We start from the raw sequence: 13,886 nt of genomic DNA on the forward strand, positions 1-13,886 counted from the left end.
CGTATGCAGCCCACAGCGACCCTATGACGCGGTCTGTGGACTATTCGTGGACAGGATCTTGGGGCATCTGCCCTGGTCAGCTCCGGGATTTCCCACCGCGTCAGTCAGCCGGCGTCCGGCCACTCCTCAGGAGGCAGAGGCGGCGACTCCGGGTCGGTCCGCCGCTCCATTTGCCGCGCGTTCTCCCCTCGCAGGCTGGTCAACCACGGCCATAGATCCGGCAGAGCCTGCTGCGGACAGGCGAGACGGTGCTCGACGCGGCACCGCTGGAACTGGTCCGGCGGACACACTCCGTAGACCGTGACCCGCCCATCAGACAACTCGATCCAGCGGTGCTCCGCCGGCACCGTGTGGGCCAGCGGACGCATGTCCGGCTCCAACAGCACCCAGTCCTGCTCAAGCGTCGCTACTCGATCCTGCAACAGCCCGCAGTAAGGGCACTGGCTCTGCCCACTGCCTAAACGGCGCGGTTTCTCATCTAAAGCCCCCATAACGTGAGGGTCGCCAGGCTGTCGGCCAAGGCGTAGAGCACGAACCAGACGGAACGCCTGGGGTGGCAGTGCGCCGATGAGAAGAGACACGACGCAGCAGGTGCAACCAGCACCTACCGGCCGACGAAGCGCGGCCGAGACATGGCGAAGCCCCCGGCCCAAGCGGGCTGGGGGCTGACGCCTTAGGTGTGCGATCACTCGTACTCGCGCAACAGCTCCTCGATCTTTCGGTTGGCCACCTCCTGCCGACCATCGATGCATTTGGCATAGCGAGACAGCAGGACTTCCACACTGTTGCCCGCCCGTTCGGCAACCTCGGTCGCATCCACTCCGGAGTTGAGCCAGGTGGAAAGCGCCGAGTGCCGCAAGTCGTAAGGCCGCGCAGCGAGCGGCGAGGCGACGGTGGCCGGCGGTAGCGCCAGAAGTCGGGCTTCCTGCCAGACGCGGTAGTAGGTCGACGAGCCGACCACTCCCCCGCGCTCGTTGGTGAACATCCGCCCGTCGTCCGCGGTGCCGAAGGTGTCGAGGTGCTGCCGCAAAATAGCGACGAGCTGAGGCGGGATCGGCACGGGTCGGACCTCTTCGGCGGGCCGGTTCTTCAATCCGCGGTCGTCGTGCGTCTCACCGGAGTCCGTCCACTGCTTGCCGGCACTGGGCCGGGTGCGGTGAAGAAGGGCCGTACCCCAACCTTCTTCGGGAAGCTTCAGGTCTGCCCTGGTTAGTCCCACGACCTCGGCGGGGCGAAAGGCCCCGTAGTACATACAGGCGAACAAGCCGACGAGTCGACGGCCGCGGGCCCGGTTATATCCACCGACGTACGAAACAGCGGTCAGCAGGGAACGCGCCTGCTCGGGATTGGCGACCACGCGCGGATCGACTTCCCCCGCGACCTTCGGCTTCTTCCACCGAATTCCAGTGATCGGATTCTCTTTGAACTCTCCGAGGTCCACTGCATAGTGCAGGGCGTTGACGAGTGTGCGTCGCTTTCGGCGTACGGTCTCCGCAGCAGCCGACGTTCCGTCAAGCTTCAGCTTCAGCGAGTCCAGAACAGCCCTGGCAAGGGCGGCGTCCTCAAGGTCGGCCAGGGGACGCGATGCCTTCGAGACCCAATGCAGCACGCTCGCGACGTCATCCTGCAAGTCGCGGTCATCAGGGCCAGGCAGGACGAAGGCCCAGTTGCGCAGCGCCTTCCTGATCAGCTCCTCGGGAGGCTGCCCCGGCCGGTAGTTCAGGAGCGCCATGGTGACTGCGGTCAACGACTCGTTGATCCCGCTACGCGTGTTGGGGGCCGCGTGTGGCCACTTCATGGCGAGGTACTTGAGGGCGAAGGCGTACCAAGTCGTCGAGGCCGCCTTTTCAACCAACGAGTCAGGCAGTCCCGTGACCGTGTCGAACTCTTCACCACCATGGGCGGCCCGGAGGAGTTTGGAACGGTAGTGATCCGCCAGCCCTTTGGTCCGGAACTGATCGGAGAACACGTTCCCCGCAACGATCCACCGAACGTCGTAGGACGACTTCTTGGTGTTCCTCTTACGAACGCCCCACACCTTCACATCGAGAGATTTCACGCCGCCGCCTCCAGCCGTCGCAGCCACGTGGTGAAGTCACTCCGCCACACCCGGAGCTCTCCGTTGGGCAGCTTGAACGCGGCCGGCCCATATCCCAGCTCCCGCCAGCGGTAGAACGTCCGGCGAGAGACACCACCCAGCTCATCCAGGACCTGGCGAACAGTCATCAGCTCGTCGTGACGGGTGTCCACGTCGGTTCTCCTTCCGTTCCGGGGGCGGGTTCGAGGGACGCGGATAGCCAGGCTTCGGCGCGGGAGAGGCCGGTTCCGGCGAAGGCCCAGTGCGAGAGGACGAGAGTCGTTTCAGTCGGCTCTGTCTCGACCACCGGGGTGACCTGTGCGCGTCGCCAGTCGGCGCGGGCGGTGCGGAGCGCGCCGAGAGTGGTGGAGTAGCGGCGGGACTTGGTGGAGAAGTGGCCGCGGAAGCCGAGCATGTGTGCCCAGGCGCGTAGGCGGAGCTCGGCGAGTTCGGGGCGTGCGCCGAGGGTCCAGGCGACGCGGATCATGCGTCGGGCATGGTCGGAGATGCGGGCTTGGGCGAGTTCGGCGAGGAACTTCAGCGGGCGGTCGAGGGTGCCGGTCGCCGTCTCGGCACCCTTGGTCGCGTACTTCGCGATGTACGAGGCGACGGCTCGCTCGGTGAGGTCCTGGCCGTCGTCGAAGTCGGCGGATCGGATCGTGCGGACGTCGAGTTGGCGGCCGAAGGCGAAGGTATGGGCGCGTCCGTCGATGGTCGGGCCGTCGACGCGGGCGGCGGTGGCTGCGGCCTGGATGGCGTCGGTCAGGAGCTCTGCCGTCGCCCAGGCGGGCGGTGGGGTATCTCCGCCTTCCGGGCCGTCGATGCGGATGACCGCGTGGAAGTGCACGGCACCGCGCTTCTGATACTCGGCGACCTTCGCGAAGGAGACCCGTGCGTGGTCGCGGAAGGTGCGTTGGGTGAGGCCGGCGCGCTTGGCGATCTCCCGGCGGAGGTAGATCGAGAAGCGCCGCCAGAGGTGCCCGGCGTGGGCGTTCCAGAGCACGGCCGCTTCGTAGTCGTACCGGTCCGGATCGAGGGGCGTGCCTAACGTGCTGTCGTTCTCGTCGTGGCGAGCACCGCAGCGGCAGGGGCGTCCGTCGGTGCGGCGGTTGTGGACCGGGCCGAAGCCGGGGGCGGTGAAGGTGGCGAAGACGCGCGGGTGGGTGGCGACCTGGTCCGAGGTGCCTTTGCCGCCGCGTAGTCCGGCAGTGATCAGGTGGTAGGTGTCGCGGCGGTAGGTCTCGGCGCAGGCCGGGCAGCGGGTCGCGCGGCGGTTGTTGCAGCGGACGAGGAGTTGGCCGGCCGGGAGGGCGGTCGAGTCGAGGTGGTGCAGGGCGCGGCCGATTTCGCCGGTTGCCGTATCGACGGCGTATTCGGTGCGGTGGCCGTCGAGGCGGACGGGGTGGGTGCAGCCACCCAGGCCGGAGAGTTGGCGGGCCAGCTCGGGCATGGTGCCGAGGGAGGCGAGCATGGAGAGTTCCGCCAGCGGGGGCGGAGTCTGCCGGGTAATGATGGGTGTTCCTTTCGGCTGTTTCGGCGGTTGGGAGGGACGGCCCCGGGGCGGCGGGATGCTTGGCGGCGTTTGCCGCCCCGGCGGCCGGTCAGCGCCTGTTGGCGTTGTTCAGGAGCGAGCGCAGGACCACGGCAGAGATGGCCACGGAGATGGCCGTGATGGCGACCGCCGCCAGGAGCGCGGTGAGGACGACACCGCCGACCAGGACAGCGGCCACCGGGCCCGCGTAGGGGCTGAGCGAGCGGCCGGCGACGGTCGGAGCCGGAGTGTGCTGGTGGTGCTGCTGCGGGATGAGGGCCGGCGGCGGAGTGGGCACGTCGGGCAGCTTGGGGCGGAACATGGCGGAGCTCCTTTCAGCGGTTGTCGCCGTTGACGACGCCGACCCCGGATCGGGTGCCGGACTCGATGGCGGGGGCGAGGAAGGTGTGGGAGAGCCAGAAGCCGAAGAGGGCGATCACGACGGCGACCCACATGCGCACCCCGAGGAACTTGATCGCGGCCCAAGCGATGACGCCCAGGACGAAGACGAGCGGGAGCGAGACGGTCACGGGGTCTCCTCAGCGGACGCGGCAGCGGTGGGTACGGGCGGCAAGCTCGGCGGCGGCGCGGGTGTCGAAGTCGTTGGAGAAGCCGCAGCGCGGGGCGGTGCAGACGGCCGTGTGCTTCTCGCGGCCGCGGCCGTCGTAGGCGGTGCCTACCTGGACGGGTCCGATGCGGACGACTCGGCGGAAGCGGCGGTTGGCGGGCATCAGGGCAGCTCCTTCGGTTCGTCGTGGTTCTCGCCGGTGAAGTCGGCGACGTGATCGAGCAGCCAGCGCCGGATCTCCGCGCCCTCGTACTCGTCGGCGGTGAGGATCACGGGTTCGGCGATGAGCATTGCTTCGGTGAGGTGGTTCTGACGTGTCAGCTCGGCGGCGCGGTTGAGCGCGCGGAGCGTGGACGGGCGCAAGGTGGAAAGTCCTCCGAGGTCAGGTGAGTTGTGCGGCTATGGCTTCAGCGAGCGGGAGCGGGACACCGAGCCGGGCGCGAAGGGTGTGGGTGTCGATGTCCGTTCCGGTCCGGGCGCGGTGGTCGTCGGCGACCTTGTGGGCGAGGGCGACGAGGGCGGGCGGGACGGGAGTCGTAGACGGTGGAGCCGGTTCGACCGGCGCGGTACTCGGCAGCTCGGTCGCCGGCGCCGGCGCTTCGGTCGGGCCGTGAGCGAGAAGCGTGCCGCCGAGGAAGGCGACAGCCGGCCATCCGGCGACGAGGATGCGCAGCCAGGCGGGTACGGCGTCCAGGTCCAGCAGACCGGCCGTGGCGACGTTGGCCCCGAGTGACGCGATCAGCGCAACGAGGAACCAACACCACCCAGCCGCCTTCGATCCACCGGAACGTAGCCGCCGCCAGGCCGCCACCAACAGCAGGTCGACGGAGACCGGATAAGCCCACGCCTTCCAGCCGTCCTGTCCGGCAGCAGCAGCCAGGTCATGAAGGTGAGCGAAGGACAGCGCGGCAGCGATCAGTGCTTGGACGAGTACGGCATCCATGCGGACGGGCATCCGCATCACGGTTTCTCGCCCTGGCTCGTCTCGTCGTCGGGCAGAGCAGAGGCGTAGGTCTCCAGGGCCATCACGTAGTCGGCACAGTCGGCGGACAGCTCACGGGCGAACGTCAGGTGTTCGGCGATCGGCACCCGGGCGGAGGCCGAGACGGTCAGGGAATGGCCCTCGCCGTCGAGGGTGAGGATCGGGGTACGGATCGTGCCGTACTCACTGAGGCGGACGAGGGTGTTGCCGTCCGCGTAGAAGGCCATGGACGCAGTCACGAGCGTTCCTCTCCGATTCGGGCATGGCGGGGGTAGGGACTTGGCGTGGGACGGCCACGCCGACCGGTGGTCGGGGCGAAGGTGGGTTACTCGGCAGCCGGACTGGGAGCGGTCACCGGGCCTGACGCCTTCGCAGGCGCGGGCGGGACGTACGGCCGGAAGGGCGTGAGCGCCGGAATGTCCGGGGCGAGGTGGGCCGTCTCGCGGCAGGTGGCCGCAGCAACGGCAAGGGACAGGTTGGGGGTGCGGATTCGGGACCAGCCGCCGGAGGTGTCACCGGCCACGGCCAGGCCCGGCAGCTCGGCGGCGATGGCGCAGGAGGCGTCGACCGCTTCGGGGGCGATGTCACCCAAGGCCATCTTGGCGGAGGCTTCGTCGTTGACGCGGTGGCAGACGCGGCCGGTGAGTTGGGCCCGGAGCATGGTGGCGCCCTTGCCGAGTTCTGCACCGAAGCGTTGCCCGCAAACTTCCAGGTAGATGCCGGCCGCCCGGCCCAGCTGGGCGAGGCGGATGAGGTGGGTGACCATCTCGTCCCGGCGCTCCTCGTCCTTGCGGGATGCCACGAGGAAGAGTTCGGCCACCTCGTCGACGAACAGCACGATGGGGGTGGGCCGTTCGCTCTCGGGCAGGCCCCAGATGTCCGAGGTGATCTCCTCGTCGCGGGTACCGCGAGCGATACCCTGCCGAGCCTTGATGAGGTCGTATCGGTCCTCCATTTCCTTGACCAGGACGGGCAGCAACTCAGCGGCCTCATCCGGGTCCGTGGCGAGCGCGGCGAAGCGAGCGGCGAACGGGGCCAGCTCGACGCCCCGCTTGCAGTCGATGCCGGCCAGGGCGACGGGTTGTCGGGCGAGCCCGGCAATGAGGTTCCGCAGGTACATGGACTTGCCCGACAGCGTTGCGCCAAGGACGAGTCCATGCGGGACGGCGCGGTAGTCCCGTAAGAACGCCGTAGCGTCCTCCCTCAAGGCCACCGGCACCTTGAGGAACCCGCCCTCAGTCCGCCGAGGCATCCGCACCTTGCGCAGGACGTCGAAGCCGATGAGACGCAGTTCGACGACACCAGGCTTGACGTCCTTCACGTACACGCCGTGCACGCCCCAGGCGTGGCGGAGTCGTTCCGCCGAGGCGGCGACGTCGGCCGGTTCCTGGCCGGGAGCGAGGCGGAGCCGGACGCGTAGGCCAGTCGCAGTGGGCCGGATGATGCCCCGCCGAGGCGGGACCGGACGGATCTCTCGGCGAGTGGTCGCCTTGATGGCCAACACCCGCAACCGCGAGGGCTCGACGGTCAGACCGCAAGCGTCCATGGTCGAGGAGTACGAGGCCAGCAGCCGAGCCACCGACACCGGCAGCCCGACCGTGGACCAGTACGCCGCCGGGTTGGCGTGCCGGGCGTAGGCCGCGCCACCTATCGCCGCGAGGGGTGCGCCCAGCTCGGCCAACGTGATCAGGTCCGTCACGACGATCAGCCCGCCTGAGCGACCGGGACCGGGAAGGCACCCGGCGCGATCGCGGTAGCGCGGTAGGCGATGCCGTGCCGCTGCTGGCCGTTGAACACGCTTTCCCACGGCCGGGCGATGAGCCCCGGCAGGGACACAGGGGCGCCAACGGTCAGCCCCTCCGTCACACCGCTTTCGGGAACGGTGACCTGGATGAGCGACGAGTCCCCCTCATCGATGAAGACGACGCCGACGGTCATCAGCGCCTCACCGCTCACGGCGTCCTTGGTGATCTCACCGGTCTGCCGGTCACGCACCTTCGGCGCCGGCGCTTCGGTGAGCAGGATCGTCGCGGTCGAGGCGTCAACGCGGATCACACGCACAGAGAGTTCTCCTTCTGAGATGGATCAACCCGCCACCTGACAGGTTGACTTAGCAAGTTCGAGTTAGAGACGCCAGGTTGACTTGTCAAGTGACTATGGGTGGCCAACGAGCGGACGAGGCAACGCGAGCGCACCATGAAGCCAGCCACACGGAGGAGGGCGGACATGGGCAGAGAACACCGCGCTCAGGAGCCGCAATCGTGGGATCCACGCGAGCCGCAGACACCCGCACGGCCACCGGATGGCTGGTCAGCACCGCCGCAAGGGCCCCCGGCGAGCAGCCCGCACCTGGGCGGAACACCGCAGCCAAAGAAGCGACGCCGCATCTTCCTCTGGATCTTTCTGGTCATCCAGATCCTGTTTCTGATCTGGGTGATCGCAGGCGCCGCGAGCGGCAGCGGCACTCCCGAAGACTGCCGAGGGCTCACCGGCGACAACCTGAAGTTGTGCGAGGACGCCGACGACGTCGGAACCACTATCGGCGTGGGACTCATCATCGGACTGTGGGCGGCAGTCGACGTCATCCTCGGATTTACCTACGTGGTGTACCGGCTCGCCACACGACGCGCGTGAGCATCAGCCGTCCCAGCCAAGCCGCAGTGGGCGTCCCCAGGTTCAACCGAGTCGGTACGTGTCTTCGAGCTCCTGCCGGTCAGCCGGGAGAAGCACGTCAGAGACTTGCAGCGCCTGACCTGAGGCGTCGCACGCGACGACCAGGACGCTGAGGACGGGCACACCGTCCGGGAGCTCCAGGAGATCGGCCTCAGAACGCTCGGGCAGTCTGGCCGACACCCGTTCCGTCACGTGATCGAAGCGAACCTTCTTCCGCGTCTCAAGGTGCTCACGGGTACCGCCGGTCAGGAGTTCAGCACTCTGCAACTCGGTGCCCTCAACCAGGCTGGCGGGAAAGTAGGACGAGACGAGTTCGACGGGTTCACCGTCCTCCACAACCAGGAAACGGCGCATAAGGACCTTGGCTCGCTTAGGCAGGCCGAGCACTGAAGCAACGCGCGCGGGAACCGGTACCTGATCGACAGCGATCAGGCGTCCTGAACTCTGCGATTCATCGCGCTCCAGCACTTCCCGCCCGCGGCGGTCCCTCTGCTCGACACCGGCCGGCCGACCGCGCACGATCGTTCCGTATCCCTGCCTGGACTCCAGCCAGCCATCTCGCTTCAGCAACTCAAGAGCGCGCACGACCGTCGGCCGGGACATACCGAAGGCCTGCACCAGCTGATTCTCGCTGGGCACCTTCGAGCCCGGAGGGTACGTGCCATCCTCGATGCGACCCTGGATCGTCTGGGCGAGGCGTACGTACTTTGGTGCCTCCACTTCATACGCCATGAACGCCGCCCGTCGGGATTGGCCAAGTCAACTGGTCAACCAGACTAGCGAGAAATCCGATGGCACAGTACCGGGTGCCCGCTCCCGCCTCAGGAAGGCCAGGCATCGGCCATCACGAAGGAGACGACCGTTCCGCCGAATCGACTGGGCCCACAGTGCCAGGAGTCGGCGATCGAGTCGACGAGGAGCAGCCCGCGTCCGTGCGCGTCGGCCGCGTCCGGTCGCCGCAGCCGGACCCTCGCCGGGAAGCCAGCGTTGTGTACCTCGACCTTGAGCGAGGCACCTTCTCGGAACCACTCCACTCGCACTCGCCAGACCTCGTCCGACCCGCCGTAGAGGATGGCGTTGGTGACCAGTTCCGAGATCATCAGCACGCAGTCGTCGACCGAGCAGGCCGGGTTGTACGGGGCGATGAACTTGCGGAACCAGCGCCGGGACAGGGCCGCGGACTCCGCGACTGGGTACAAGGTCATCGCCCCCAGTCGCGGTGAGTCCTCAGAGGGATAGCGGTCGATCATGTAGGCCATCCGTGCTCACTCCTTGCCGCTACCGTCGCAGTCGAGGCAGCGCCGTTTCGATGCGGCACGGGCACGGTCGTTGACGGCGGAGAGCGCCAGGGCGGCGCGCGAGCTGACCCGCTTCCAATCCCGACCACGGCATGCCCCGCAAGCTAAGTGCCCGCTCTGCACCGGCCCCTGACTCGTCACAACCGCGCCCCCTTCTCCAAGTGGCCTTAGCCACTGAATGGATAGTGGCATTAGCCACTTGGGCGATGCAAGCCGTTCGCTGAAATGGCGCGATCCATCAGGTGAGGGGGTAGCCCTGCTCGAACGCCCAGCGCTGCGGTGGGTAGGTGGCTTCGGCGAACTCCAACGGCCGGTCCTGCAGATCGAAGACGACGTGATGTACGACCAGGACCGGTGAGTCGGGTTCGAGTTGCAGGTCGGCCGACTCCTCGCCGGTCGCCTGCCGAGCACACATGCGGTCCTCGGCGTAACTCCCCTGCCGTCCGGTCGTGTTCTCGACGTACATCAGCGTGCCCTCTTGGATCCGCTCCGGGTCCAGGAGCTTAGGCGCCCGCTGCCCGACGTCAGGCGCGAACCACGACGTGGAGAGTGTGATGGGGCCGTCCTGGTTGTTGGTCACGCGCCGGCGGTGCACTGCCCGACGATCCTTCACCAACCCCAGCGCCTCAGCGACGTAGTCAGGAGCATCCAACCAACCGGCCGACGTGATGACCGCGTACTCACCAGGCGTGTAGATCTTCCCGGTCTGCCGTGCCCGCCCGTACAACTCCCGTGCACGTCGGTTCACTTCGAGACTGCGCACATACGTGCCCGACCCCTGCCGCTTCTCGACGAGCCCCTGGTGGCTCAGCGCTTCCAGGGACCGCGCCGCCGTCGGCCTGGACACCTTCCAGTTGGCCGCAAGCTGCCGTTCCGAGGGGACCTCGTCCCCTGGCCTCAGGTCGCCCCGAAGGATCTGATCGCGGATGTAGTGAGCGATCTGGAGATACTTCGGCTGCGCCTCTTCGATCTGAGGCATGTCCCCTCCTCATCCAAGTGGCTATGGCCTCTAGCCACTATAGGGTCGGTGGCCAGACCCCGAACCCGTAATGTTGAGCACATGACGCGGTTGATCGTCGCAGCAGGAGGAGGGGGCGACGCAGTCGCCGCCGCAATGCTTGACGCCGTCTTGTACGGCGACGACGGCCAGGCGGTGATCCTCACGTACGCGTGGGACCGCCTGTTGGTCGACCCGGTGCCGGGCCCCCGAGCCCCTTCCGACTTCACCGGCCTACAGCAGCTCACCAAAGCCGTGTGGTCAGTGCCGGCCGCGGCCCGCCCGATCGCCCCGTCGGGGTCCACCCTCCCCCGGCTCGCCGCGGAGCTCCCCCACACCTTCGCCCTGATCGACCCGCACCATGGCGCCGAAGGCGTAGCGCGCCAAATCGATGAGCTGATAGCCCTCTTGGGGCGGACCTCAGTCGATCTCCTGGACGTGGGGGGAGACATCCTCGCCCGAGGGGACGAACCGACCCTCAAGAGCCCTCTTGGGGACGCTCTGACCCTGGCCGCGTGCTGCCAGGTGAAAGCTCCCGTACGGCTCCTGGTGGCCGGCCCCGGCCTGGACGGCGAACTCCCGGCCGACGACGTACGCAGCGTGCTCGGCCCTCTGGTCCACACGTTCGCCCCGAAGGACGCGGAGCCGGTGAGCGGCATTCTGGAGTGGCATCCGTCCGAGGCCACTGGAATGCTCGCTGCAGCAGCGCGAGGAGCGAGGGGCGTCTGCGAGGTACGCGACGCCGGGCTTCTCGTCCCACTCACAGATGACAGCCCCGCAGTGCACGAAGTCGACATGGACGACGCTCTGCACCGCAACGAGCTGGCCCGCGCGGTCCTGTCGACCACTAGCTTGGACGAGGCCGAGGCCCACAGCCGAGAGGTCTGTGGCTACTCGGAGATCGACTACGAACGCAACAAGGCGGCCTGGCTCAAGGATCAGCCAGCTGTGGACCTCGATCCCGACACCGTGCTCTCCCAGCTCGATGGGTACGAGGATGAGGCCCGAAGCCGCGGAGTCACCCACACGACGTTCCGACATCTCACAGAAGTCCTGAGCCTCAACGGCACCCAGCGAGACGACCTGCGCCAGATGCTCATCAGGAACCGGCCGGAGCGCTACTGTGCACCGCTTTGGAGCATCCCAGCCGCGACTGAGTAACAACCTTCTTCACGCGTTCAAGGCCCGCGCAAGCGCGGGCGCGCGCCGCCTCTGCGGCGCGGCCTGCCTCCTGTCTGCGCCCCGGCTGGCCGCGCCCCGGCGGCGCGCTGCGTGCATGCGGGCAAGGGCAGGACATCATCCGCGGGCACAAGATGATGCCTCCGGCGGGGGATCGGCCGGCACCGGGATAGAAGGGGCGCCGCCGCCGACTGCGGGTCCGTTGTGGCGTGCGCGGGGAGCTCCCATCCCGTCCACCGTCGACCCAGGCAGAGCCGAGCAGACGCGGCCCAGGCGTCAAGGTCGTTCGTACAGTGGCGCGCTCCACCTTGACGCCCTGAACCACGCCCGCTCCACGGTGTGTGGGTCGACGGCGGACGGGATGGGAGCTGGGGAGAGTGATCGGTTGATCTGGGGCTGTAATGTCTGAAGTTCGCGAATCCTCGGCGTGGTACGCCTCAATAGGGCTTTTATTACACTAATGACTGGCGACGATTAATGCAATCAGGGCCAAGCAGACTAGGCCTATACGCAGCGCTCGGATTGCACGGTTAGCCCACAGATATTTGCGGTTCGCAACGAGAGAGTTCGCGTGAACCTGAAGGGCAATGTGATTAGTGATCTCTCGATCATTTCCTGTAAGCGCTGCCAGCACCTGCGCATACGTCGGTGCATCGTTCTCGTAAATACGCTTAACGTCGCCGTAGAACAGTAGGTTTGTGGGGCTGCGTTCAGCCTCAGACCGTGCGGGCTCTGCCTCACCATCGCCAAGAGGCACGCGTTCTCTTGGCCGCAGGCTGCGGAACTTCGCGCGCACTGCACCGCTTAGAGGGGTCTTAAGCTGGGGCGCAAGAGCCGCCATGGAAAACAGTCCGGCAGAGAAGATCGCCAGACAGCCAACGACCGCAAAGAAGTCGAGGAAGATTCCAGGGTTGCTCTGGTCTTTTAGAAGGTTGTAGGCCACTCCTCCAGCAACTCCAGAAGCAGCCAGGGTTGCAACGCTTTTAGTCTCGGCATGTTTGACCCAATCGTTGACCAGGCTCAGCGCCTTCCATGCGTGCTCCGGCTGAAGCGTGCTCTGACCAGGCGTGTCTGGCTCGATCTCCCCACCTTCTGGGGAGCCTGGCTGACGCATCACGAAAGTCCAGAACGTCGCGCTCGGAGCGCCTTGCGTTCCTGTTGCGCCTTCGACCAAATAGCCTCGCGCATTCGTGATGAGGTGGTCGCCTTTTTCAAGTGAGCGACGTCACCTCGCCTTTTCTCGCCGCGTAGGATGGCTGCGCAGTACTCCTCCCCATGGACCGCGCACCAAGAGGAGTGCAGTACACGTCCCTGAGCTTCTAGATCTCCGTCCGGGAGTCGATCAATGGTGTGGTCTTCCCAAAGCGTGTCGGACGGCCCCTCGTCACAAGGACAGGTGTATGCCAGGTAATCGTTATTCTCGACCCGGTCCCACACGCTTCCGGTGACAGCCATACGTTGTCGATCTACCGACTGGGCTGCTTTGGCCGCATAATTGACAGCCTTGCCGGCCCAGACCGGTTCTTGCTGATTGACGTTGCGCGGCGTACCGACCCGCTTGACTAGAAGACGGCTTGAGGCTACACCGACTTTGTAACCCGTGCTGGGCAACTCGGAGTCATACGGCCACCGACTTTCAAGCCGCTTCACCAAGTCGGAGCTAAAGCTCTTTACTGTGATTCCGGCGGTCAACGCCCGCTCGTATCGGCGGTCCCCCCAGAACAGCGCAAAGGCGCCGTCACCCTGGATTGCCAGGAAGTCAGCCTCGAACTCGTCGAAGATCCTGACGACTCCGCCCGTGCTGGCCTCGTAGATGCTGGCGGTGCTCGCAGCCCATTTTCCGGTGCCCAACTTCGTGGAGCCTTTCAAGTCCGCTACGACGGCGACCGCGTCAGTAACCTTGTGCCATTTCCGAACGGTGATCGGCAGCGACGACACGTCGAGGTTGTGCCCCTTGTCCACCACGTCCGGGGTGGACGCGAACTCGTCTTTTGCCTTCTGGTCGAGCTCCTCGAGCAGATCCTCGAGCTTTACGTCAGTCACGGACGACCCCTCACACTCGGTCCTACCGCTTCCACGGTACGGCAGGGGTCTGACAAGACGAGCCAAGGAGAAGAAACTCAGATCCGTGAGAAGCGTGCGAGTACGTGTTCGAAATTGAGACAAGCCGACACACTCCGCGTGCAGACCCTCGTGCCCGCGCTACGCCCGATCAAGCGGGAAACCTGGTGAACCACGGCGACGAGCCGACACAGCAGAATTCGACGGCCCCTGACAGTCACGTCTGGTTGGGACCGTTCATTCCCTTCCCGTGACTCACGCACCTCTGGGCCGTCCCTGGGCCGTCCGAAGTCGACTAACGCTGACCGTCAGCGCCCACGGGTGACCACCCCCACCCCGCTCTGGCCTGGGGTCCCTGCGGTGATCTGCCGGCAGATGGGTGACCAGGTCAGTCAGCAGGTCCGGCTACGCGAGTTGGGGCCCGGCGAGGCTGACGGCTTCGAGGGAAGCCTCCAGGGCGGCGGAGAACTCAAGCTCTCTATGAGAGCGAGAAGTCCACCGCTGCCAGCGGGATGGGTGC

At 66.7% G+C, this 13,886-nt stretch carries 19 protein-coding genes; 2 read left to right on the forward strand and 17 right to left on the reverse strand.

Annotated elements, in window-relative coordinates; genetic code table 11:
* Positions 1-104 precede the first annotated feature (104 nt).
* The 12 genes from ACGFSH_RS06620 to ACGFSH_RS06675 all read right to left on the reverse strand — a co-directional run bounded on the left by ACGFSH_RS06620 (position 105) and on the right by ACGFSH_RS06675 (position 7,219).
* Complete coding sequence (locus ACGFSH_RS06620) at positions 105-752, reverse strand: DUF6083 domain-containing protein (RefSeq protein ID WP_393345631.1); 648 nt, start codon at positions 750-752, stop codon at positions 105-107.
* Positions 686-2,059, reverse strand: coding sequence for a tyrosine-type recombinase/integrase (locus ACGFSH_RS06625; RefSeq protein ID WP_393345633.1), 1,374 nt, complete (start codon positions 2,057-2,059; stop codon positions 686-688). The genes ACGFSH_RS06620 and ACGFSH_RS06625 overlap by 67 nt, the downstream gene beginning before the upstream one ends.
* The gene (locus tag ACGFSH_RS06630; RefSeq protein WP_393345635.1) at positions 2,056-2,226 is read right to left on the reverse strand and encodes a helix-turn-helix transcriptional regulator; all 171 of its coding nucleotides are present in this window, start codon (positions 2,224-2,226) and stop codon (positions 2,056-2,058) included. The genes ACGFSH_RS06625 and ACGFSH_RS06630 overlap by 4 nt, the downstream gene beginning before the upstream one ends.
* The gene (locus ACGFSH_RS06635; RefSeq protein ID WP_393345637.1) at positions 2,226-3,548 is read right to left on the reverse strand and encodes a replication initiator; all 1,323 of its coding nucleotides are present in this window, start codon (positions 3,546-3,548) and stop codon (positions 2,226-2,228) included. Before ACGFSH_RS06635 ends, ACGFSH_RS06630 begins: the two co-directional genes overlap by 1 nt.
* A gap of 130 nt (positions 3,549-3,678) precedes the next feature.
* Positions 3,679-3,930: a SpdD protein gene (locus ACGFSH_RS06640; RefSeq protein WP_393345639.1), complete on the reverse strand. Its 252-nt coding sequence runs from the start codon at positions 3,928-3,930 to the stop codon at positions 3,679-3,681.
* A gap of 13 nt (positions 3,931-3,943) precedes the next feature.
* Positions 3,944-4,138 (reverse strand): hypothetical protein, encoded by a 195-nt coding sequence (locus ACGFSH_RS06645; protein WP_037680541.1) that lies wholly within the window; start codon positions 4,136-4,138, stop codon positions 3,944-3,946.
* 9 nt (positions 4,139-4,147) lie between these two features.
* Complete coding sequence (locus tag ACGFSH_RS06650; protein ID WP_069769931.1) at positions 4,148-4,339, reverse strand: mobile element transfer protein; 192 nt, start codon at positions 4,337-4,339, stop codon at positions 4,148-4,150.
* Positions 4,339-4,539 carry a hypothetical protein gene (locus ACGFSH_RS06655; RefSeq protein WP_393345641.1) on the reverse strand — a complete coding sequence of 67 codons (201 nt, stop codon included), beginning with the start codon at positions 4,537-4,539 and terminating at the stop codon, positions 4,339-4,341. Before ACGFSH_RS06655 ends, ACGFSH_RS06650 begins: the two co-directional genes overlap by 1 nt.
* A gap of 19 nt (positions 4,540-4,558) precedes the next feature.
* On the reverse strand, positions 4,559-5,137 hold the full coding sequence (locus ACGFSH_RS06660) for a DUF2637 domain-containing protein (RefSeq protein ID WP_393345643.1): 579 nt from the start codon (positions 5,135-5,137) through the stop codon (positions 4,559-4,561).
* Positions 5,137-5,397 (reverse strand): hypothetical protein, encoded by a 261-nt coding sequence (locus tag ACGFSH_RS06665; RefSeq protein ID WP_393345645.1) that lies wholly within the window; start codon positions 5,395-5,397, stop codon positions 5,137-5,139. Before ACGFSH_RS06665 ends, ACGFSH_RS06660 begins: the two co-directional genes overlap by 1 nt.
* A gap of 86 nt (positions 5,398-5,483) precedes the next feature.
* Positions 5,484-6,857 carry an FtsK/SpoIIIE domain-containing protein gene (locus tag ACGFSH_RS06670; RefSeq protein ID WP_393345647.1) on the reverse strand — a complete coding sequence of 458 codons (1,374 nt, stop codon included), beginning with the start codon at positions 6,855-6,857 and terminating at the stop codon, positions 5,484-5,486.
* A gap of 5 nt (positions 6,858-6,862) precedes the next feature.
* Positions 6,863-7,219, reverse strand: a complete 357-nt coding sequence (locus ACGFSH_RS06675) for a hypothetical protein (protein ID WP_393345649.1) — start codon at positions 7,217-7,219, stop codon at positions 6,863-6,865.
* 165 nt (positions 7,220-7,384) lie between these two features.
* Between ACGFSH_RS06675 and ACGFSH_RS06680 the strand changes: the two genes are divergently transcribed.
* Positions 7,385-7,792 carry a hypothetical protein gene (locus ACGFSH_RS06680; protein WP_393345651.1) on the forward strand — a complete coding sequence of 136 codons (408 nt, stop codon included), beginning with the start codon at positions 7,385-7,387 and terminating at the stop codon, positions 7,790-7,792.
* Between the two features lie 42 nt (positions 7,793-7,834).
* Here the strand turns inward: ACGFSH_RS06680 and ACGFSH_RS06685 are convergent, their stop codons facing one another.
* The 3 genes from ACGFSH_RS06685 to ACGFSH_RS06695 all read right to left on the reverse strand — a co-directional run bounded on the left by ACGFSH_RS06685 (position 7,835) and on the right by ACGFSH_RS06695 (position 10,108).
* Positions 7,835-8,563 (reverse strand): GntR family transcriptional regulator, encoded by a 729-nt coding sequence (locus ACGFSH_RS06685; RefSeq protein WP_393345653.1) that lies wholly within the window; start codon positions 8,561-8,563, stop codon positions 7,835-7,837.
* An 89-nt stretch (positions 8,564-8,652) separates the two neighbouring features.
* Entirely contained in the window at positions 8,653-9,090 is a 438-nt protein-coding gene (locus tag ACGFSH_RS06690; RefSeq protein ID WP_393345655.1) for an ATP-binding protein, read from the reverse strand.
* 277 nt (positions 9,091-9,367) lie between these two features.
* The gene (locus ACGFSH_RS06695) at positions 9,368-10,108 is read right to left on the reverse strand and encodes a GntR family transcriptional regulator (RefSeq protein WP_393345657.1); all 741 of its coding nucleotides are present in this window, start codon (positions 10,106-10,108) and stop codon (positions 9,368-9,370) included.
* A gap of 81 nt (positions 10,109-10,189) precedes the next feature.
* Here ACGFSH_RS06695 and ACGFSH_RS06700 point away from each other — a divergent pair, with 81 nt between their 5' ends.
* Positions 10,190-11,287 (forward strand): DUF1152 domain-containing protein, encoded by a 1,098-nt coding sequence (locus tag ACGFSH_RS06700; protein WP_393345659.1) that lies wholly within the window; start codon positions 10,190-10,192, stop codon positions 11,285-11,287.
* Positions 11,288-11,762: 475 nt separating this feature from the next.
* Here ACGFSH_RS06700 and ACGFSH_RS06705 read toward each other — a convergent pair whose 3' ends face one another.
* Both ACGFSH_RS06705 and ACGFSH_RS06710 read right to left on the reverse strand, forming a co-directional pair.
* The gene (locus ACGFSH_RS06705) at positions 11,763-12,419 is read right to left on the reverse strand and encodes a Pycsar system effector family protein (protein WP_393345661.1); all 657 of its coding nucleotides are present in this window, start codon (positions 12,417-12,419) and stop codon (positions 11,763-11,765) included.
* Complete coding sequence (locus ACGFSH_RS06710; RefSeq protein WP_393345663.1) at positions 12,419-13,348, reverse strand: hypothetical protein; 930 nt, start codon at positions 13,346-13,348, stop codon at positions 12,419-12,421. The genes ACGFSH_RS06705 and ACGFSH_RS06710 overlap by 1 nt, the downstream gene beginning before the upstream one ends.
* Positions 13,349-13,886: the final 538 nt, after the last annotated feature.

Origin of the sequence: Streptomyces sp. NPDC048481 (assembly GCF_043200075.1) — a bacterium.
In the GTDB taxonomy this organism is placed as follows: domain Bacteria; phylum Actinomycetota; class Actinomycetes; order Streptomycetales; family Streptomycetaceae; genus Streptomyces.

Bases quoted from the DNA above. Each gene is read 5' to 3' on its own strand.
- ACGFSH_RS06685 (WP_393345653.1), bottom strand. From the start codon at position 8,563: ATGGCGTATGAAGTGGAGGCACCAAAGTACGTACGCCTCGCCCAGACG.
- ACGFSH_RS06700 (WP_393345659.1), top strand. From the start codon at position 10,190: ATGACGCGGTTGATCGTCGCAGCAGGAGGAGGGGGCGACGCAGTCGCC.
- ACGFSH_RS06630 (WP_393345635.1), bottom strand. From the start codon at position 2,226: ATGACTGTTCGCCAGGTCCTGGATGAGCTGGGTGGTGTCTCTCGCCGG.
- ACGFSH_RS06650 (WP_069769931.1), bottom strand. From the start codon at position 4,339: ATGCCCGCCAACCGCCGCTTCCGCCGAGTCGTCCGCATCGGACCCGTC.
- ACGFSH_RS06660 (WP_393345643.1), bottom strand. From the start codon at position 5,137: ATGCGGATGCCCGTCCGCATGGATGCCGTACTCGTCCAAGCACTGATC.
- ACGFSH_RS06620 (WP_393345631.1), bottom strand. From the start codon at position 752: ATGCATCGATGGTCGGCAGGAGGTGGCCAACCGAAAGATCGAGGAGCT.
- ACGFSH_RS06680 (WP_393345651.1), top strand. From the start codon at position 7,385: ATGGGCAGAGAACACCGCGCTCAGGAGCCGCAATCGTGGGATCCACGC.
- ACGFSH_RS06640 (WP_393345639.1), bottom strand. From the start codon at position 3,930: ATGTTCCGCCCCAAGCTGCCCGACGTGCCCACTCCGCCGCCGGCCCTC.
- ACGFSH_RS06635 (WP_393345637.1), bottom strand. From the start codon at position 3,548: ATGCTCGCCTCCCTCGGCACCATGCCCGAGCTGGCCCGCCAACTCTCC.
- ACGFSH_RS06695 (WP_393345657.1), bottom strand. From the start codon at position 10,108: ATGCCTCAGATCGAAGAGGCGCAGCCGAAGTATCTCCAGATCGCTCAC.
- ACGFSH_RS06705 (WP_393345661.1), bottom strand. From the start codon at position 12,419: ATGCGTCAGCCAGGCTCCCCAGAAGGTGGGGAGATCGAGCCAGACACG.
- ACGFSH_RS06690 (WP_393345655.1), bottom strand. From the start codon at position 9,090: ATGGCCTACATGATCGACCGCTATCCCTCTGAGGACTCACCGCGACTG.